Annotated in this window: 15 protein-coding genes; 9 read left to right on the top strand and 6 right to left on the bottom strand. The window is 75.2% G+C overall.

The window, feature by feature from the left end; translation table 11 throughout:
• Window position 1: 1 nt before the first annotated feature.
• From ABZ573_RS09760 to ABZ573_RS09730, 7 genes are all read left to right on the top strand, one after another.
• A complete protein-coding gene (locus ABZ573_RS09760; protein WP_151456928.1) occupies window positions 2-2,179 on the top strand; it encodes an EAL domain-containing protein in 2,178 nt (725 codons plus the stop codon).
• Window positions 2,176-2,676 carry a DUF456 domain-containing protein gene (locus ABZ573_RS09755; protein ID WP_327030797.1) on the top strand — a complete coding sequence of 167 codons (501 nt, stop codon included), beginning with the start codon at window positions 2,176-2,178 and terminating at the stop codon, window positions 2,674-2,676. The genes ABZ573_RS09760 and ABZ573_RS09755 overlap by 4 nt, the downstream gene beginning before the upstream one ends.
• A gap of 579 nt (window positions 2,677-3,255) precedes the next feature.
• Complete coding sequence (locus tag ABZ573_RS09750) at window positions 3,256-4,617, top strand: glutamine synthetase family protein (protein WP_358117146.1); 1,362 nt, start codon at window positions 3,256-3,258, stop codon at window positions 4,615-4,617.
• Between the two features lie 19 nt (window positions 4,618-4,636).
• Window positions 4,637-5,992, top strand: coding sequence for an aldehyde dehydrogenase family protein (locus ABZ573_RS09745; RefSeq protein ID WP_327030799.1), 1,356 nt, complete (start codon window positions 4,637-4,639; stop codon window positions 5,990-5,992).
• A gap of 4 nt (window positions 5,993-5,996) precedes the next feature.
• Window positions 5,997-6,764 carry a 3-oxoacyl-ACP reductase gene (locus tag ABZ573_RS09740; protein ID WP_151456923.1) on the top strand — a complete coding sequence of 256 codons (768 nt, stop codon included), beginning with the start codon at window positions 5,997-5,999 and terminating at the stop codon, window positions 6,762-6,764.
• On the top strand, window positions 6,761-7,474 hold the full coding sequence (locus ABZ573_RS09735) for a gamma-glutamyl-gamma-aminobutyrate hydrolase family protein (RefSeq protein WP_151456922.1): 714 nt from the start codon (window positions 6,761-6,763) through the stop codon (window positions 7,472-7,474). Before ABZ573_RS09740 ends, ABZ573_RS09735 begins: the two co-directional genes overlap by 4 nt.
• A 319-nt stretch (window positions 7,475-7,793) precedes the next feature.
• The gene (locus ABZ573_RS09730) at window positions 7,794-11,462 is read left to right on the top strand and encodes a SpoIIE family protein phosphatase (protein WP_358117141.1); all 3,669 of its coding nucleotides are present in this window, start codon (window positions 7,794-7,796) and stop codon (window positions 11,460-11,462) included.
• A gap of 55 nt (window positions 11,463-11,517) precedes the next feature.
• Here ABZ573_RS09730 and ABZ573_RS09725 read toward each other — a convergent pair whose 3' ends face one another.
• Complete coding sequence (locus tag ABZ573_RS09725) at window positions 11,518-11,835, bottom strand: STAS domain-containing protein (protein WP_327030802.1); 318 nt, start codon at window positions 11,833-11,835, stop codon at window positions 11,518-11,520.
• A gap of 95 nt (window positions 11,836-11,930) precedes the next feature.
• On the opposite strand from ABZ573_RS09725, the gene map reads away from it, so the two are divergent.
• Together map and ABZ573_RS09715 are read left to right on the top strand one after the other, a co-directional pair.
• Entirely contained in the window at window positions 11,931-12,788 is an 858-nt protein-coding gene (gene map, locus ABZ573_RS09720) for a type I methionyl aminopeptidase (RefSeq protein WP_132232796.1), read from the top strand.
• Window positions 12,785-13,501 (top strand): VIT1/CCC1 transporter family protein, encoded by a 717-nt coding sequence (locus ABZ573_RS09715; protein WP_132232798.1) that lies wholly within the window; start codon window positions 12,785-12,787, stop codon window positions 13,499-13,501. Before map ends, ABZ573_RS09715 begins: the two co-directional genes overlap by 4 nt.
• 51 nt (window positions 13,502-13,552) lie before the next feature.
• Here ABZ573_RS09715 and ABZ573_RS09710 read toward each other — a convergent pair whose 3' ends face one another.
• Genes ABZ573_RS09710 through ABZ573_RS09690 form a run of 5 tightly spaced genes read right to left on the bottom strand, consistent with a single transcriptional unit; the run spans window position 13,553 to window position 18,858 of the window.
• Window positions 13,553-14,278 (bottom strand): nucleotidyltransferase domain-containing protein, encoded by a 726-nt coding sequence (locus ABZ573_RS09710; protein ID WP_327030803.1) that lies wholly within the window; start codon window positions 14,276-14,278, stop codon window positions 13,553-13,555.
• Between the two features lie 9 nt (window positions 14,279-14,287).
• A complete protein-coding gene (locus ABZ573_RS09705; protein ID WP_327030804.1) occupies window positions 14,288-14,788 on the bottom strand; it encodes a nitroreductase/quinone reductase family protein in 501 nt (166 codons plus the stop codon).
• A 28-nt stretch (window positions 14,789-14,816) separates the two neighbouring features.
• Window positions 14,817-17,519, bottom strand: coding sequence for an FtsX-like permease family protein (locus tag ABZ573_RS09700; RefSeq protein ID WP_358117135.1), 2,703 nt, complete (start codon window positions 17,517-17,519; stop codon window positions 14,817-14,819).
• Window positions 17,516-18,274 (bottom strand): ABC transporter ATP-binding protein, encoded by a 759-nt coding sequence (locus ABZ573_RS09695; RefSeq protein ID WP_192581482.1) that lies wholly within the window; start codon window positions 18,272-18,274, stop codon window positions 17,516-17,518. Before ABZ573_RS09695 ends, ABZ573_RS09700 begins: the two co-directional genes overlap by 4 nt.
• Window positions 18,271-18,858 (bottom strand): PadR family transcriptional regulator, encoded by a 588-nt coding sequence (locus ABZ573_RS09690; protein ID WP_358117132.1) that lies wholly within the window; start codon window positions 18,856-18,858, stop codon window positions 18,271-18,273. Before ABZ573_RS09690 ends, ABZ573_RS09695 begins: the two co-directional genes overlap by 4 nt.
• Window positions 18,859-18,920: the final 62 nt, after the last annotated feature.

Below are 18,920 nucleotides of genomic sequence, written 5' to 3'. Positions count from 1 at the left end.
CATGGCCGCCGTCCCGGAGCCCGGCGGCGACGACCTCAGCCGGTCGGGCGCCCAGTGGTACGCGGCCGAGTGGGCCAGGGCGGTGCGCCGGCTCGGTTTCGTGCCCCTCAGCGCGGCGGAGACCGAGCGCCTGCTGCACCTGCACACGGTCCGGCTGGCCCAGGCCCTGCTCGCCGAGCCCTTCTCGCCCCTGCCGGCCGAGGAGGTGGGGCGCGCGCTGGTCGAGGAGCACCTGACCGAGCCCCGGGTGCTCGACTGGTCGGTGCGGGCCCTCGGCGACCGGTTCGCCGCCCGGGTGGTGCCGGGCCGGGCCGACGGGGACGGGACGGCGCAACGGGTCGCGGCGTTGCAGGGCGCACTCGCCGCCGGCTTCGCCCGCGCCCTGCGCGACCGCACCTTCGCGCAGCAGGAGCGGATCGCCCGCTCGGCCTGGCAGGCCCGCGACGACGTGGAGCAGGCCCTGCGCGACAGCGAGGCCCGGTTCCGGGCCGTCTTCGTGGGGGCGGCCACGGGGATCGGCATCGCCGGTGTCGACGGCCAGATCATCGACGTCAACCAGGCGTTCGCGGACATGCTCGGCTACTCCATCGAGGAGCTGCGCGAGACCAACGTGGCCGCACTGTTCCATCCCGACGACGCGGCCGGGATGTGGGAGCTCTACCAGGAGCTGATCGAGGGCAAGCAGGACCGGGCCCGGGTGGAGAAGCGCTACTACCGCAAGGACGGCAGCGTGGTCTGGACGGACCTGTCCGTCTCGCTGATCCGCCACGACGACGGCCGGCCCCGGTTCACCGTCGCGATGATCGAGGACATCACCGAGCGGCACGAACTCCAGCAGCGGCTGCGCTTCCAGGCGCTGCACGACCCGCTCACCGGCCTGCCCAACCGGACGCTGTTCTTCGAGACGCTGGGCCGGGTCTTCGACGTCGCCGACGCCGCCCGACGGGTCGGGGTCTGCTTCCTCGACCTGGACGGCTTCAAGGCGGTCAACGACAGCCTCGGCCACGACCTCGGCGATCGGCTGCTCGTGGTGATCGCCAAGCGGCTGGCCGACTGCGTCGCGGGCCGCGGCCACCTCGTCGCCCGGATGGGCGGGGACGAGTTCGTCATCCTGGTCGACGACGGCGCCGGGATCGACGACGCGGTGGGTGTCGCCGAGCTGGCCCTGGCGGCGGTCTCCGCCCCGGTCCGCATCGGCGAGCAGCAGCTCGCGGTGTCGGCGAGCGTCGGGATCGTCGAGTGCCCGGTCGGCGGGACGAGCGCCTCGGAGCTGATGAAGGCCGCCGACACCACGCTCTACTGGGCGAAGGCGGAGGGCCGGGGCCGGTGGGCGGTCTACGACCCGGAGCGCGGCGCCCGGGACCTCGCCCGTTCCGCCCTGGCCGCCGGACTGCCGGCCGCGCTGGACCGGGGCGAGTTCGTCGTGCACTACCAGCCGATCGTGTCTCTGGTCGAGGGCTCGATGCTGGCCGTGGAGGCGCTGGTCCGGTGGCAGCACCCGGAGCTGGGGCTGATCGGGCCGGACCGGTTCATCGGGCTCGCCGAGGAGACCGGCCTGATCGTCCGGCTCGGCGAGTGGGTGCTGCGGCAGGCCTGCCGGGACGCGGAGGCGTGGCGGCGCGAGTTCCCCCGGGCGCAGCTGGTGGTCAGCGTCAACCTGGCCGCCCGGCAGGCCGACGACCCGGGGATCGTGGACACCGTGGCCGACGCGCTGGCCTCCACCGGGCTGCCGGCGGATCTGCTGCAACTGGAGCTGACGGAGAGCGCGGTGATGGGCACCGCCGGGGAGCCGCTGCGGTCGCTGCACCGGCTGGCCGCCCTCGGCGTACGGATGGCGATCGACGACTTCGGCACCGGCTACTCCAACCTGGCGTACCTGCGCCGGCTGCCGATCCACTGCCTCAAGCTGGCCGGGCCGTTCGTCGAGGGCATCCGGGGTGAGGACGCCGAGGCGGTGCCCGACCACCGGGACGAACGGATCGTGGACGCGCTGGTGCGGCTGGCGCACGCGCTGGAGCTGTGGGTGACCGCCGAGGCGGTGGAGACCGGGGTGCAGGCCGAGCGGCTGCGCGCGCTGCGCTGCGACACCGGGCAGGGGCGCTTCTTCGGCCCGCCCGCACCGGCGGCGGAGATCACCGCCCGGCTACGTGGCGACGACGACCGGGGAGCAACGGCATGAGCCTGACGGACAGCGAGGCGGCGGTCGCCGTACTCGCCGGGTTGGCGATCCTCGCCGGGCTCGCCGGGGTGGTGGTGCCCGGCCTGCCGGCGCTGCCGCTGTGCTGGGGCGGGGTGCTGGTCTGGGCGATCTTCGGCGGCGCCGGGCCCGGCCGCTGGGCGGTGCTCGCCGCCGCGACCGTGGTCGCCGCGGGCGGCACCGTCGTCAAGTACGCCTGGCCGGGGCGGAACCTGAAACGCACCGGGGTGCCCACCTCGTCGCTGCTCGTCGGTGGGCTGCTGGGCCTGGTCGGCTTCTTCGTGGTCCCGGTGATCGGGCTGGTGCTCGGCTTCGTCGGCGGGGTGTGGGCGGCGGAGCGGCTGCGGTTGGGCGACTCCCGGCTGGCGTGGCCGGCGACGAAGCAGGCGGTCGCGGCGGCCGGCCTGTCCATGCTTGTCGAGTTCCTCGCCGGTCTGCTCGTCGCCGCGCTCTGGGTCGCCGGGCTGCTGCTCACCTGAGCAGACGCGGGCGGCCGCGCAGGATCGGACTAGTGCGGGGCCGGGCCGGTCGCTCGGTTCGAGCCGATGCGGGTGTGGTGCGGGCGGCGCGGGGCGGGCGTCGGGTACGGCGCAGCGCCGTACGGTGAGAGAGAGGTGACGTGCCCCGCGCCGCCGCGTGCCGGGCGGTCCGAGCGCCCGGCGGTGGCCCGTCGCGATCGGGCCTGGTCACGGGCTCAAGCATGCGGCGCACGCGCCGGCACGGCAACGCAATTTGCCCGGCTCGGCCGGCCTGCCCACCCGCGGTGGCGGCCTGCCCACCCGCGCGGTGCCGCCCCGCCCAGTTGCGGGCGCCGGGCGTGCCGGCCGGGGCCGCCGTGCGCCGTCTGGCCCCCTGCCGAGCTGCCCCACCGCACGGGGCAGCTCGACGGGGGCCGGTCGGACAGGGCGGGCGGCAAGGGCGGACGGACAGAGACAGGGCGCAGGGGCGGACGCTGCGAGGCGGGCCCGGGTGCGTTCCGGGGCGGTTGCCGGGATGCCCGGCGGGGCATTGACGGTCGACCGGTTCAGCCAGTAGACCTTGGTGATGGAGGCCCGCCGATGAGGAAAGCTCCGCTCACGTTGGAACAGCTGCGGGTCGCCGTCGCAGAGGATGAGATCGACACCGTGGTGCTGGCCCTGGTCGACATGCAGGGCCGGTTGCAGGGCAAGCGGTTCCACGCACCCTACTTCCTCGACCAGGTGGCCGCGCACGGCAGCGAGGGCTGCAACTACCTGCTCGCCGTCGACGTCGACATGAACACGGTCGACGGGTACGCGATGTCGAGCTGGGAACGCGGCTACGGCGACTTCGCCATGGTGCCGGACTTCGACACCCTGCGCCGGGTGCCCTGGCAGCCGGGCAGCGCGCTGCTCCTGGCCGACCTGGCCTGGCTGGACGGGTCCCCGGTGGTCGCCTCGCCCCGGCAGATCCTGCGCCGGCAGCTCGACCGGCTGGCCGCGCACGGGCTGACCGCGTACGCCGGCACCGAGCTGGAGTTCGTGCTGTTCCGCGACTCGTACGAGGAAGCCTGGCAGCGCGGCTACCGGGACCTGACCCCGGCCAACCAGTACAACGTGGACTACTCGCTGCTCGGCACCGCCCGGGTGGAGCCGCTGCTGCGCCGCATCCGGCGGGAGATGGCCGGGGCGGGGCTCACCCCGGAGAGCGCGAAGGGGGAGTGCAACCTCGGCCAGCACGAGATCACCTTCCGCTACGACGAGGCGGTGGCCTGCGCCGACCACCACGTGATCTACAAGAACGGGGCGAAGGAGATCGCCGCCCAGGAGGGCATGTCGATCACCTTCATGGCCAAGCCGAACGCGCGCGAGGGCAACTCCTGCCACATCCACTTCTCGCTGCGCGACGCCGACGGCCGCTCGGCGATGCTCGGCGACGGGCCGGCGCACCTGTCGACGACCGGGCAGCGGGTGCTGGCCGGGCTGCTGGCCACGATGCGCGAGTTCAGCCTCCTGTTCGCCCCGAACATCAACTCGTACAAGCGTTACCAGCCCGGGTCGTTCGCCCCCACCGCGCTGCGCTGGGGCACGGACAACCGCACCTGCGCGCTGCGGCTGGTCGGGCACGGCCAGGGCATGCGGGTGGAGAACCGGGTGCCGGGGGCGGACGTGAACCCGTACCTGGCGATCGCGGCACTCGTCGCCGGCGCGGTGCACGGCATCGAGCGCGAGCTGGAACTGGGCGAGGAGTGCACCGGCAACGCGTACGACGACCCGGCCGCCGACCGGGTCCCCGGCACGCTCCGCGACGCCCTGGCCCTCTGGGAGGGCTCGACGGTGGCCGCCGAGGCGTTCGGCGACGAGGTGACGGCCCACTACGCCAACCAGGCGCGGATCGAGCTGACGGCCTTCGACGCCGCCGTGACGGACTGGGAGCTGATCCGTGGCTTCGAACGCCTCTGACGAGGGAGAGGGGTCAGGCTTGAGTGAGGTGGTGGATCCGGCCACCGGGGAGGTCGTGGGGTCCGTGCCCGCCACGTCGGTCGGGGAGGTCGACGCGGCGATCGCGCGGGCGGACGCGGCCTTCCGGCGCTGGCGGGCGGTGGCGCCGGGGGAGCGGGCGCGGGTGTTGCGGCGGTTCGCGGCGGTGGTCGACGCGCACCTGGAGGAGCTGGCGCGGCTGGAGGTGCGCAACTCCGGGCACACCATCGGCAACGCGCGGTGGGAGGCGGGCAACGTCCGCGACGTCCTCGACTACTACGCGGGCGCGCCCGAGCGGCTGACGGGGCGGCAGATCCCGGTGCCGGGCGGGCTGGACGTGACGTTCCACGAGCCGCTCGGCGTGGTCGGGGTGATCGTGCCGTGGAACTTCCCGATGCCCATCGCCGCCTGGGGCTTCGCGCCGGCGCTCGCCGCCGGGAACACCGTGGTGCTCAAGCCCGCCGAGCTGACCCCGCTGACGGCGCTGCGCCTGGCGGAGCTGGCGCGTGAGGCGGGCGTGCCCGACGACGTGTTCACCGTGCTGCCGGGCGCCGGGTCCGTGGTGGGGGAGCGGTTCGTCACCCATCCCGCCGTCCGCAAGGTCTGCTTCACCGGCTCCACGGAGGTGGGCACCCGGATCATGGCCGGCTGCGCCGCGCAGGTGAAGCGGCTGACCCTGGAGCTGGGCGGCAAGAGCGCCAACCTCGTCTTCGCCGACGCCGACCTGGAGCGGGCGGCGGCCACCGCCCCGTACGCCGTCTTCGACAACGCCGGCCAGGACTGCTGCGCCCGGTCGCGGATCCTGGTTCAGCGGCCGGTGTACGACCGGTTCCTGGAGCTGCTCGAACCGGCGGTGCGCGCGCTGCGGGTGGAGGACCCGGCCCGGGACACGGCCGAGATGGGCCCGTTGATCTCCGCCGCCCAGCGGGACCGGGTGGCCGGGTACGTCGACGGGGCGAAGATCGCCTTCGCCGGCTCCCGCCCCGACGGCCCCGGCTTCTGGTACGCCCCGACGGTGCTGCTCGCCGGATCGACGGCGGACCGGCACTGGCGGGAGGAGATCTTCGGCCCGGTCGTCTCGGTGCTCCCGTTCGACGACGAGGCCGACGCGATTCGCCTCGCCAACGACACCGAGTACGGCCTCTCCGGCTCGGTCTGGACGCGGGACGTGGGCCGGGCGGTGCGGGTGGCACGGGCCGTGGAGGCGGGCAACCTCAGCGTCAACTCGCACTCCTCGGTGCGCTACTGGACGCCGTTCGGCGGGATGAAGCGTTCCGGGCTGGGCCGCGAGCTGGGCCCCGACGCGTTGCACGCCTTCACGGACGTCAAGAACGTGTTCATCGCGACGGAGGAGTGATCAGGTGCGGGGTCGTCTTGAGGGCCGGGTGGCCGTGGTCACCGGAGCGGGCAGCGGGATCGGGCTGGCTACCGTGCGGCGGTTCGCCGCCGAGGGGGCCCGGGTGGTCTGCGTGGACGTCGACGCGGAGGCCGGCGGGCGGGCCGCCGAGGAGGTCGGCGGCGAGTTCGTCGCCACCGACGTCGCCGACGAGTCGGCCGTACGGGACCTCTTCGACGGGGTGGCCGAGCGGCACGGGCGCATCGACGTGGCGTTCAACAACGCCGGCATCTCCCCGCCGGAGGACGACTCCATCCTGACCACGGGGCTGGACGCCTGGGAGCGCGTGCTGCGGGTCAACACCACGAGCGTCTACCTCTGCTGCAAGCACGTCATCCCGCACATGCGCCGGCAGGGCAAGGGCTCGATCATCAACACCGCGTCGTTCGTGGCCCTGATGGGGGCGGCCACCTCGCAGATCGCGTACACGGCGAGCAAGGGCGGGGTGCTGGCGATGACCAGGGAGCTGGGCGTGCAGTTCGCCCGGGAGGGCATCCGGGTCAACGCGCTCTGCCCCGGCCCGGTCGCCACCCCGCTGCTGCTGGAGCTCTTCGCCGCCGACCCGGAGCGGGCCGCCCGCCGGCTGGTGCACGTGCCGATGGGACGGTTCGGCGAGCCGGAGGAGATCGCCGCCGCGGTGGCGTTCCTGGCCAGCGACGACTCGTCCTTCATGACCGCCGCGCAGTTCGTCGTCGACGGCGGTATCACCGGCGCGTACGTCACCCCGCTGTGAGCCGGCCACTGATCGGGATCACGGCGTACGTCGAGCCGGTCGGTTGGGGGGTGTGGCGGGACGTGCCGGCGGTGCTGCTGCCCGAGGCGTACGTCCGGGCGGTCACCGCGGCCGGGGGCCGGGCGGTGGTGCTGCCCCCGGACGACCGCGACGCGGACGTGCTGCGGGTGCTCGACGGGCTGGTCCTGGCCGGCGGCGCGGACGTCGACCCGGCCCGGTACGGCCAGCCGCCGGCGCCCCGCACCGAGAGCCGGCCCGGCCGCGACGCGGGCGAGCTGGCCCTGCTCACCGCGGCGCTCGACACCGACCTGCCGGTGCTCGGGGTCTGCCGGGGGATGCAACTGCTCGCCGTCGCCGCCGGCGGGGCGCTGCACCAGCATCTGCCGGACCTGGTGGGGCACGACCTGCACCGCCCCGCCCCCGGCGTCTACGGCGGGCACGGCGTGCGGTTCGCTCCGGCCAGCCTGGCCGCGACGGTGATGGCCGGGGTGGACCGGGTCAACTCCTACCACCACCAGGCGGTGGCCGACCCGGGCCGGCTGGCGGTGACCGGCTGGTCCGACGACGGGGTGGTCGAGGCGGTCGAGGATCCGCACCGGCCCTTCCTGCTGGGCGTGCAGTGGCACCCGGAGAACGAGCCCGATCCACGACCGATCGCCGCCCTGGTCCGGGCCGCCCGGGAAGGCCGGGCCGGCCCGGCGCGCCGGTGACACACTCCCCGCCACCGTAGCGGCGGGCGGGTGGGGGTGTCGCACATCACAGTCGCCTCCCGGGGTGCCTCTCATCCAGGGCCGTATCGTCCCGTGCACGGGACTGAAGTGCGGCGCTGGTCCAGATTCGGTTGACCAGCCGTCCTGTGTGGACCTGGCCCGGCGACGCCGCGGTCGGGGGACGGCGGCCCGGTGCGGCGGACGTGAACAGCGCACGCCGGGGGGTATGCGTTACGTTGCTCGTCCGTCGGGGTACCAAGCGGGGCACGGCCGGTCGGATCACCGGGCCGAGGCGGTGACGGCCGGAGCGGGAGGAACTATGAGTTCGGCCCAGGGGGGCGTGGACGAGGGTTGCCCGTCCGAGGTGGGCCAGGAGGTTGATCTTCCCCCGTTGCTGGCTGCCGCCTTTGCCGGTGGCGGCGAGATGGGCGAGTTGATGGGCAGCCTCGACTGGTCCGGCCATCCGCTCGGCACCCCCGACCGGTGGCCGCCGGCGCTCTGTTCGGCGATCGGCCTGATGCTCGCCTCCAGCGCGCAGATCGTCATGTTCTGGGGCGAGGACGAGCTCGCCTTCTACAACGACGCCTACCGTCCCACGATCGGTGGCAAGCACCCGGACGTGCTGGGCCAGCCGGCCCGCGAGCACTGGGCGGAGACCTGGAGCGTGCTCGGGCCGCTGCTGGAGGGCGTCCGGCGGGACAGCCGGTCGTACCGCGCGCAGGACCACCCCTTCCCGCTCGACCGGCGCGGCTTCCTGGAGGAGACGTACTTCGACGTCTCCTACGACCCGATCCTGGCCGCCGACGGCACCGTCGCCGGCGTCTTCTGCATCGTCAACGAGACCACGGGCCGGGTGGTCGGGGAGCGCCGGCTGCGGCTGCTGGCCGAGCTGGGCACCGACCTGGCCGAGGTGGACAGCAGGCCCGAGCTGGGCCGGGTCGCGGCGGCGGTGCTCGACCGGCACCGGCCGGACGTGCCGTTCTCGCTGGTGTACCTGCCCGACGAGGGCGGGAACCTGGTCCTGACCGGGTGCGGCGGTGTCGGCCCACGGGCGGTCGCCACGCCCCCGCCGGCGCGGCTCGCCGAGGTCACCGCCACCGGCACCGCCGCCACCGTCGCCGTCACGGACCTACTCACCGAGGCTCCGGCCGACGCGACCGGTGAGGCGCTGGTGCTGCCGGTCACCGCCGGGAACGAGACCGTGGGCGCGCTGGCCGTCGGCGTCGCCCGCCGACAGCCGCTCACCGACGAGTACCGGGACTTCTTCGACCTGGTCGCCGCGCAGCTCTCCCGGGCCGTCGGGCGGCAGCAGGCGTACGAGCAGGAACGCACCCGCGCCGCCGAGCTGACCGCCCTGGACCGGGCCAAGACCAACTTCTTCGCCAACGTCAGCCACGAGTTCCGCACCCCGCTGACCCTGGTGCTCGGCCCGCTGGAGGACCTGCTGGCCGACCCGGCGCTGCCGGAGGCGTACACCGAACGGCTCGCCACCATGCACCGCAACGCGCTGCGGCTGCTCAAGCTGGTCAACACGGTGCTCGACTTCTCCCGGCTGGAGTCCGGGCGGCTGGCCGCCCGCTACCAGCCCACCGACCTCGCCGACTACACCGCCCGCCTGGCCAGCACGTTCCGGTCGGCCACCCAGCGGACCGGGCTGCGCCTGGTCGTGGACTGCCCGCCGCTGCCGGCGCCGGTCTTCGTGGATCGGGACATGTGGGAGAAGGTCGTCCTCAACCTGGTCTCGAACGCGGTGAAGTTCACCTTCGACGGCGAGATCCGGGTGCGGATCCGCGCCGTCGACGGGGCCGCCCGGCTGGAGGTCACCGACACCGGCGTCGGCATCGTGCCGGAGGAACTGCCGCAGGTCTTCGAACGCTTCCACCGGGTGCCCGGGGTGCGTTCGCGCAGCCACGAGGGCACCGGGATCGGCCTGGCACTGGTCCGCGAGCTGGTCGAGATGCACGGCGGCGAGGTGGCCGTGCGCAGCCGCGTCGACGAGGGCAGCACATTCACCGTGACCGTTCCGTTCGGCGCCGGGCACCTGCCGGTCGAGCGGGTCGTCGACGCCGGCCCGCCGGCGCAGGTCGAGCTGGCGCAGGCCGACCTCTACGTCGCGGAGACGGCGCTCTGGACCGGCGCCGCCGGGTCGACCGACGGTGCCGGCTCGGCCCGGGGGACCGGCGCCGCCGGCCGGATCCTGGTCGCCGACGACAACGCCGACCTGCGCGAGCACGTCACCCGGCTGCTCTCCCCGTCCTGGGAGGTGGTCGCGGTCACCGACGGCGTGGAGGCGCTTCGGCACGCCGTCGACGGCTCGTTCGACCTGGTGCTGACCGACGTGATGATGCCCCGGCTCGACGGGTTCGGGCTGGTCGCCGCGTTGCGTGCGGATCCGCGTACCCGGCACCTGCCGATCGTGCTGCTCTCCGCCCGGGCCGGCTCCGCCGAGGAGGTCGCCGGGCTCGCGGTCGGCGCCGACGACTACCTCACCAAGCCCTTCTCCGGCCAGGAGCTGACCGCCCGGGTACGGGCCAACGTCGAGCTGGGCCAGCTCCGCGGCCAGATCATCCGTGGGCTGCGGGCCCTGGCCGACGCGGCGGTCGCGGTCAACACCGCCCGCTCCACGGCCGACGTGCTCCAGGTCGCCGCGCGGCACGCCCTGAGCCTCGCCGAGGCCGCGCGGGTGGTGGTCTCCGCCACCGGGATGCGCTTCGAGGCCGACGGCGGCGGGCTGGCCTCGATCGAGCCGTCCTTCGTGCTGCCGCTGACCGGCACCGCCGGCGAGCGGCTCGGCGAGCTGCGGGTCTGGCGTCCGGACGGCGACGGGACCCACACCGACGAGGCCGCGCTCACCCAGCTCGCCCGGCTGGTTGGCGTGCGGCTGGAGAACGCCCAGCTCTACGAGGCCGAGCACCGCATCGCCACCACGCTCCAGCACAGCCTGCTGCCCCGGTCGCTGCCGCAGCTGCCGGGCGCCCTGGTGGCCAGCCGCTACCTGCCGGGCAGCGCCGACGTGGAGGTCGGCGGGGACTGGTACGACGTCGTCGCGCTCGGCGACGACGAGCTGGTGCTGGCGATCGGCGACGTGGTCGGCAAGGGCGTGCGGGCGGCCGCCGCGATGGGCCAGCTCCGCAACGCGCTGCGGGCGTACGTCCTGGAGGGCTTCGATCCCGGCGAGTCGCTGACCCGGCTCAACCGGCTCGTCGGCACCAACGAGGGCCGCTCCTTCGCGACGGTGTTCTGCCTGTGGTTCAGCCCTCGTACCGGCCGGATGCGGTACGCCAGCGCCGGGCACCCGTCCCCGCTGCTGATCCGAGGAGACGACGTGGCGTTCCTGCACGACCGGGCGCTCGGGCCGCCGGTCGGGGCGATCCCCGACACGGCCTACCGGACGGTCGAGGGGGAGCTGGCCGCCGGGAGCCGCCTGCTGCTCTACACCGACGGGCTGATCGAGGACCGGCAGCTCGGCATCGACGCCGCGCTGGCCACGCTGCGGCAGGACGCGGCCACCCCCGGCGAGCACGTGACCGATCTGATCGACGCCGTGGTGGAGCGGATCGCCGGGCGGCCGTTGCGCGACGACGTCGCGGTGCTCGCCCTGGAGGTGGCGGAACTCAACCGGTTCGCGCTGCGGCTGCCGGCCGATCCCACCCGGCTCAGCGTGCTGCGCAAGCGGCTGGAGGACTTCCTCGTCGCGCACAAGGTCAGCGAGACGGACCTGTTCGACCTGACCGTCGCCGTCTCAGAGGCGGCCGCCAACGCCATCGAGCATCCGGTCGAGCCGGCCGAGCCGACGATCGGCGTCGAGGTGACCATCTCCGATCGGACGGTGGTCGCCACGGTGCGCGACAGCGGCCGGTGGCGGGAGCCGACCGGATCGGGCTTCCGGGGGCGGGGACTGTCCCTCATCGAGGCGCTGGGGGAGCTGTCGGTGCACCGTACCGCCGAGGGGACCGAGGTGACGCTGCGCCGGCGGCTGGCGGACTGAGCGCGGCCGGCGGTCCTCCGGCGCGCGACCGGCCCTACGGCGCGCGGTGCGGGGGTCAGGCCGGGCGGAGCCAGGCCTGGTCGGCCAGGCCGGAGATGTCCAGCACCCGGTGGACCTGCCGCGACGGCAGCACGGTGAGCGCGCCGGGAAACTGCTGGGCCAGCCGGACCACGGCGTGGATGGCCGCCGAGTCGAAGAAGGTGACCGCCCGCAGGTCGAGCGTCACCCGCTCGGCCGGCTCCCGCAGCGCGGTCTGGAACATGACGTCGGCGGTGGCCATGTCCACCTCGCCGGTGACCAGGACACGGAGGTGGTCGCCGTCGACCTCCGCGGTGGCGGAGAAGACGGGAGACGTGCCATCCCCTTGATCCACGGAGCCACAATTGCACAGCGGACCGGGCACGGCAACAACCGCTCCGGCCGGGCGGTGGCGGGGGTCACCACCGGGCACGGCGATAAACTCGCGTCATGACCGTCCGTGCGCCGCTGACCCCCGGCACGCTCACCCCGTTGCGGCCCGTGCCCGCCCACATCGTCCGCCCGGAGTACGTGGGCAAGAAGCGTCCCCAGGAGTGGCGCGGCTCCCACGTGCAGACCCCGGAGACCATCGAGAAGATGCGGGTCGCCGGTCGGCTCGCGGCGCAGGCCACCCAGCTCGCCGGCGAGCACTGCAAGCCGGGCGTGAGCACCGACGAGATCGACCGGGTCGTGCACGAGTTCCTCTGCGACCACGGCGCCTACCCGTCGACGCTGGGCTACCGGGGCTTCCCGAAGTCCTGCTGCACCAGCCTCAACGAGGTGATCTGCCACGGCATCCCCGACTCCACCGTGCTCGCCGACGGCGACATCATCAACGTCGACGTGACCGCGTACCTCGACGGGGTGCACGGCGACACGGACGCCACCTTCTGCGTGGGCGAGGTCGACGAGGAGGCCCGGCTGCTGGTCGAGCGGACCCACGAGGCGATGATGCGCGGCATCCGCGCGGTCGCCCCGGGCCGCCAGATCAACGTGATCGGCCGGGTCATCGAGTCGTACGCGAAGCGCTTCGGCTACGGCGTCGTGCGTGACTTCACCGGCCACGGGATCGGCGAGGCGTTCCACAGCGGGCTCTACGTGCCGCACTACGACAGCCCCCGCCCCACGGACGTGATGGAGCCGGGGATGACCTTCACCATCGAGCCTATGATCACCCTCGGCACCCACGAGTACGACATGTGGGACGACGGCTGGACCGTGGTGACGAAGGACCGCAGGTGGACGGCCCAGTTCGAGCACACCATCGTGGTGACCGAGGACGGCCACGAGATCCTCACGCTGCCGTGACGGAGACCCCGGCGGCGCTGCGTGAGGCGCACCACGCGGACGTCTCCGGCGGTTGGCTGCGCCCCGCCGTCTTCGGGGCGATGGACGGGCTGGTCACCAACATCGCCCTGATCGCCGGGGTGGCGGGCGGCGGGGTGTCGCCGCGCAGCGTCGTGCTCACCGGCGTGGCCGGCCTGGTGGCCGGCGCCATCTCGATGGGGCTGGGGGAGTACACCAGCGTCCGCTCGGCGAACGAACAGGTCGCGGCCGAGGTCGCCAAGGAGCGCCGCGAGCTGGAGCGGCACCCCGAGGCGGAGGCGCGCGAGCTGGCCGAGGCGTGGGTCGCCCGGGGACTGCCGCCCGACCTGGCCATGGAGGTCGCCCAGGCCGTCCGGCGCAATCCGGAGGAGGCGCTGCGGGTGCACGTCCGGGAGGAGCTCGGCGTCGACCCGGACGAGCAGCCGAGCCCCTGGGCCGCCGCGATCTCGTCCTTCCTGTTCTTCTCGGTCGGGGCGCTGGTGCCGCTGCTGACGTACCTGTTCGGCGCGACGAGCCTGTGGCTGGCGCTCGCGGTCGGCGGGCTCGGGCTCTTCGTGGCCGGGGCGGTGGTCGCCCGGTTCACCGCCCGGCCCTGGTGGTCCGGCGGTCTGCGTCAGCTCCTGCTCGGCGCGGCGGCGGCCGGCGCCACGTATCTCGTCGGCACCCTCATCGGCGTGCAGGGCGGGCTCGGCTGACCTTCCCGCGCCGGCCCTCCCGGCGCCCGGCGGGCGCCGTCCGGCGCGGTGTCAGCCGTCGAGAAGGTCGTCGACCGTGCCGTCGACGGGGCGGCCCCGGGCCGCCAGCTCGGCCGCCTGGCGGGTCAGGACGACGCCCACCTCGGTCATGTCCGCGCCCGCCAGTCCCGTCCGACGCACCGCGTCGCCCGGGTCCCGGAAGTAGGTGCGGCTGAGCAGTCCGGCGACCGTGGCCGCCGCCAGCCGCGCCTCGCCGAGCATCAGCAGCGCCTGGTCGGTCTCGTACCACTCGGCCAGCCGGGCGGCCCGGGCGTGCGCCGCCCCGCCCCGGTACCAGGCCCGGCGGGCCGCCGTGCTGAACTCGGCCGGCCGGGCCCGGGCCAGCCGGCCCAGGTGCTCGTCGCGCAGGGTGCGCAGCCAGCCGGTGGGGTCGTGCAACGCCCGGGTGCTGACGTAGCGGTCGGCGGTCAACGGCCAGAGCGGGGAGATCACCCGGGCCTGGCGCAGGTAGTCGTCGGCGCCGGCCACGGTCAGGTCGACCAGCACGCCGTCGACCCGCCGCGTCGCCGGGGACGGCCCGCCGCCGGGCCGGTACGTCACCACCAGCAGTCCGACCTCGCCGTCCCCGCCGCCGTCGTCGTCGCCGTGGGCGAGCGGGCCGTGCACCGCGACCGCCAGCACGTCGGCCGGGAACCGCCGGCGCACGGCGTCGGCGACCCGTTCGGCCACCGCCCACCGTGGATCGTCGGGGTGGGGTTCGCCGTCGGCGCCGGTCACCGCACCAGCCTATTCGCGGGCGGTCGGCCCGCCCGGCACGCCGCGCCCGGTGGGCACCAGCCGGAAGACGAGGATCTCCCGGCCGCCGGCCCGCTGGGCGTACGCGCGGTAGGCGGGCCACTCGGTGACCAGCAGCGTCCAGAGGCGGTCCCGTTCGGCGCCGGTGGCGACGTCGGCGCGCACCGGGACGCGGCGGCCCTTGACGGCCACCTCGGCGGCCGGATCGGCGCGCAGGTTCATCGCCCAGCCGGGCTGGTGGGTCTGGCCGAAGTTGGAGCCGACCACCACGTACGCGTCGCCGTCGGGCACGTAGAGCAGCGGATTGCTGCGCGGCTTGCCGGAGCGGCGGCCGGTGGTCGTGATGACCAGCGACGGGATGAGCCCGAGCGCGACCACCCGCCCCCGGGTGAGCCGCCCCACCATCCGGTCGGCGGGGACGAGCAGGCGGACGGCGGCGCCGAACCAGCGGTGGTGACCGACCCGGCGGGTCAGGGCTCCCAGTACGGGCACGGCGACCAGTGTGCCCGCTCCCGGCCCGTCAGTCGAGACGTCGCTCGACCGGCAGCCGGGACCGGGTGAAGAAGCCCGCGCCGAGCATCGCGACCAGCGGCACCACCACCAGGACGCCGAGCGTGGTCCAGGGGACCACCACCGGGTACGGCTCCGTGACCGGCCACAGGGCGGCGTACCGGCGGTTGAGGGCGGTCAGGATGATCGACGCGGAGCCGAGGCCGGCGACGATGCCGAGCGCGGAGCCCAGTACGGCGATCACCCCGGACTGGCAGAGCGAGAGCAGCCGGCGCAGTCCCGGGCCGGCGCCGACCGCCGCGAGGGTGGACAGGTCGGCCCGCCCCTCGGCCGCCGCCAGCCCGGTGGCGATGGCGGCGGCGCCCAGGGTGATCACCCCGGCGGCGGCGGCCAGCAGGAGCAGCAGCGGCCGCCCCGCGTCGCCCTGCGTGCCCCGGTCGATCTCGACCTGCGCGTGCAGCGGACGTACGGCGGCGACGAACCGGTCCTGCCGGTCCTCGTCGGGCACGCCGTCGGCGGCGATCGCCCAACCGAGCGGGTGGACGTCGAGGCCGAGCCGCCCGGCGGCCGCCGGGGAGAGCAGCAGCCGGTCCGCCCCCAGCGCGGTGGGCAGCGGATACCCGGCGACGGTGGTGACGGCCTGGGGGTCGGGCCGGGCCTGCCCGGCGCGGGTCACCCGCACGTCGACCCGCCCGTCGCGCACGTAGCGTGGATCGGTCACGACCGCGCCGCCGGCCCGCAGCACGGCGGTGGCGGCGGCGACGTCGGCGGGGGCGGCGCCGGTGAGCGCCGGCAGGGCCGTCCCGTCGTCCACCAGGACGTGGAAGTACCGGCCGAGGTGCTCCTCGGGTTCCGCGCAGCGGGCGTCGGCGCGGGCGCGGCGCTGCTGCTCCGGGCTGAGCCTGTCGCCCGGCGTCCACGGGCAGACGCGCTCGGCGGGCAGCACCGGCGAGACCACACACAGGTCGGTGGCCGTCCCGCACCGGGGCTCCGCCAGCGGCGCCACCGTCCGGACCCCCAGGTGGGCGCGCGCGGCCTCGCTGACCCCGGGCAGGTCGGGCAGGGTTTCCCCGTCCGACCCGGTGACCAGCACCGTGGTGGCCGGCAGGGCCGGCAGGTACATCGTGGCCGACCGGGCGTCGTCGCTGGCCAGGTACACCCCGATGGCGACGCTGCCGGCGACCGCGGCCATCACGGCGGAGATCGCGGGCGCGGTCGACGACCGGTTGCGGCTGGCGTCGCGCAGCGCGATCCGGGGCGCCAGCGGCAGCGACCGCCCGAGGCGGGCGAGCAGGCCGACCAGCGTCGGGGTGGCGAAGACCAGGCCCAGCTCGCCGACGACGAGGCCGGCCAGGATGACCGCCGGCGCCGTCCGGGCCGCCCCGAACGCGGCCACCGCGGCCCCGGCGGCGGCCAGGACCGCCCCGACTGTCAACCAGCGTCGCCGGTGCGCCGGCGGGGTGCGCCGGCCGGCCAGCCCCGCCACCACGTCCTGCCGGGCGGCCGTCCAGGCCGGGGCCAGCGCGGCCAGCACCCCGGCCAGCACCGCGACGGCCGCGATCGCCGCGAGCGCCTCCGGCCACCAGCGGTACGCGCCGAAGCGCGCGCCGAAGAGGTGCTGCTCCACCAGGGGGCGGCCGGCGAACGCGGCGGCGACGCCCAGCGCGACCCCGAGGGCGGCGCCGACGGCACCCAGCACCACGCCGTCGGCCAGCACGATGCGGCGCAGGTGGGCGTCGTCCCCGCCCGCCACGGCGACCAGCGCGAGGTCCCGGCGCCGCCGCCGTACGCCGACCGCGAAGGCCGGCCCGACGAGCAGCACCACCTCCAGCAGCCCCAGCCCGCCGACGAGCACCGAGACGCTCATCCCCTCCACGTCCATGGTGGAGCGGCCGTACGGCGCGAACGTGACGGTGTCCGACGCCGGGGCGGGGACCCGGGCGTGCACCACGACGCCGTGGGCGTTGAGCCGGCGGAACAGCTCCTCGTCGGGGTCGCCGGGCAGGTCGACCAGCCAGCTCGTGCCCGGCTCGGCCTCCATCCGCCCCTCCGACGGGTGCAGCGTCACCACCGGGCCCAGGTCGTCGGGGTACTCGGCCACCCCGACCACCCGCCAGGAGCGGGCGCCGTCGCCGGACGTGACGGTGTCGCCGAGGCGGGCGTCGAGGCGGCGCAGGGCCGCCGGGCTGACCGCGATCTCGTCCGGCCCGGCCGGCGCCCGCCCCGAGTGGAACCGGACCAGCCCCCGCCCGAGCGGGTCGGTGAGGTCCACGGCGCGGCCCGTGAGCGTGTTGTCGACCCGCTCGCCGACCAGAGCGTCGAACGACACCCAGCGGCGCAGCGGGACCACCCGGCTCCCGGCCGGCAGCAGGGCGGCCACCTGCCCGGCGGTGACGGGCCCGGCCGAGGGACCGTCGTCCGGGTCGGTACGCCAGGTCTCGGCCCAGGTGCTCTGCGCGAGGGGGGTCCGCGTCACCCAGTTCAGCTCCGCGTCGGCCGCGCCGAGTTGGCGGTCGGCCCGCTCCACCGGGGTCAGCTCGGACATCCGCCAGCTCACCGCGGTGAAGCTCAGCACCAGCACCGGCAGCGTGATCATCGCGAGCACCAGCGCCGTACGCCCCCGGGCCCGCCGGGCCTCCCGCCGGGCGATCCGCAGCGCGGCCCACCAGGAACCGGCGGCCCGGGCGAGCCGGCCGCCCCGGCTCGCGCTCACCGACCGCTGCCGCTCAGCAGCTGCTCCACGCTGCCCAGCGGGGCCGTCGTGTCGACAAGCACCCCGTCGCGCAGGAAGACCACCCGGTCGGCCCAGGCGGCGTGGCGCGCCTCGTGGGTGACCAGCACGGCGGCGGCCCCGGCGTCGACGCGCCGGCGTAGCAGGTGCAGCACCGCCTCACCGGTCTGCGAGTCCAGCGCGCCGGTCGGTTCGTCGGCGAGCACCAGCCGGCGCTCCCCGACGAGCGCGCGGGCGATGGCCACCCGCTGCTGCTGCCCGCCGGAGAGCTGGTCGGGGAACCGGTCGGCCAGCGCGGTCAGGCCCACCTCGGACAGCGCGTCCAGCGCCAGGCGGCGGGCCCGGCGTACGCCCGTGCCGTCGAGTTCGAGGGGGAGGGCGACGTTCTCCACGGCGCTGAGGCTGCCGAGCAGGTTGAGGTCCTGGAAGACGTAGCCGATGCGGCGGCGCCGCACCTGGGCCAGCCGCCGCCGGTCGAGGGCACCGAGCGGCTCGCCCTCCACGTACACCTCGCCCGCGGTCGGGCCGTCCAGCCCGCCGGCCAGGGCGAGCAGGGTCGACTTCCCCGAGCCGGACGGTCCCATCACGGCGACGAGTTCCCCCGCGCGCACGGCGAGGCTCACCCCGCGCAGCGCGTGCACGGCCGCCGCGCCGGCGCCGTGGGTGCGGTGCACGTCACGCACGTCCAGCACCGGCGTGGTCGGGCTCCCGTCCGCCGGCCGGTTCCCCGTGCTCACCGTCGCGCCTCCTCGTCCGCCCGGTCCACCGCCTCGGCAGGCGTCGTCGGGACGCGGCCGGGCTCCGCCGGACGGTAGCGCACGAGGCTGGTCTCGCAGTGGTCCAGCCAGCGCACCTCGGCCTCGGCCTGGAAGGCCATGGCGTCCAGCACCAGCCGCCACGGCAGGTCCTCGGGGCGGTCGCTGGCGTACTTCAACCGGGTCAACTCCTGCAACGTCCGCATGGTCGCGCTGCGCTGGGTCTGCACGACCGACCGGACGTCCACCCCGGGGGTGGTCAGCGCGAGGGCGAGCTTGATCGCCAGCTCGTCGCGGGGCCGGTCGGTGCGGCTGATCGGCGTGGCGAACCACAGGGCCAGGTCCGTCCGCCCGGCGTCGGTGATCTCGTACGGGCGCTGCCCCGTCTCGCTCTCGGGCAGCGACCGGACCAGCCCGTCCCGCTCCAGCCGGGACAGGGTGGTGTAGACCTGCCCGATGTTCAGCGGCCAGGTCGAGCCGGTCGACTCCTCGAACGCGGCGCGCAGCTGGTAGCCGTACATCTGGCCGCGTTCGAGCAGGGCGAGCAGCCCGTGACGGATGGACATGGCAACGGAGTATGCATACCTGGTATGCGACCCGCAACCGGAGCGGGCGTCGAGGGTCGGCC

The organism is Micromonospora sp. NPDC007220 (genome assembly GCF_040634035.1).
Classification (GTDB): domain Bacteria; phylum Actinomycetota; class Actinomycetes; order Mycobacteriales; family Micromonosporaceae; genus Micromonospora; species Micromonospora reichwaldensis.
The sequence above is the reverse complement of the archived record's forward strand: the minus strand, read 5'-3'. Positions and strand labels throughout refer to the sequence as shown.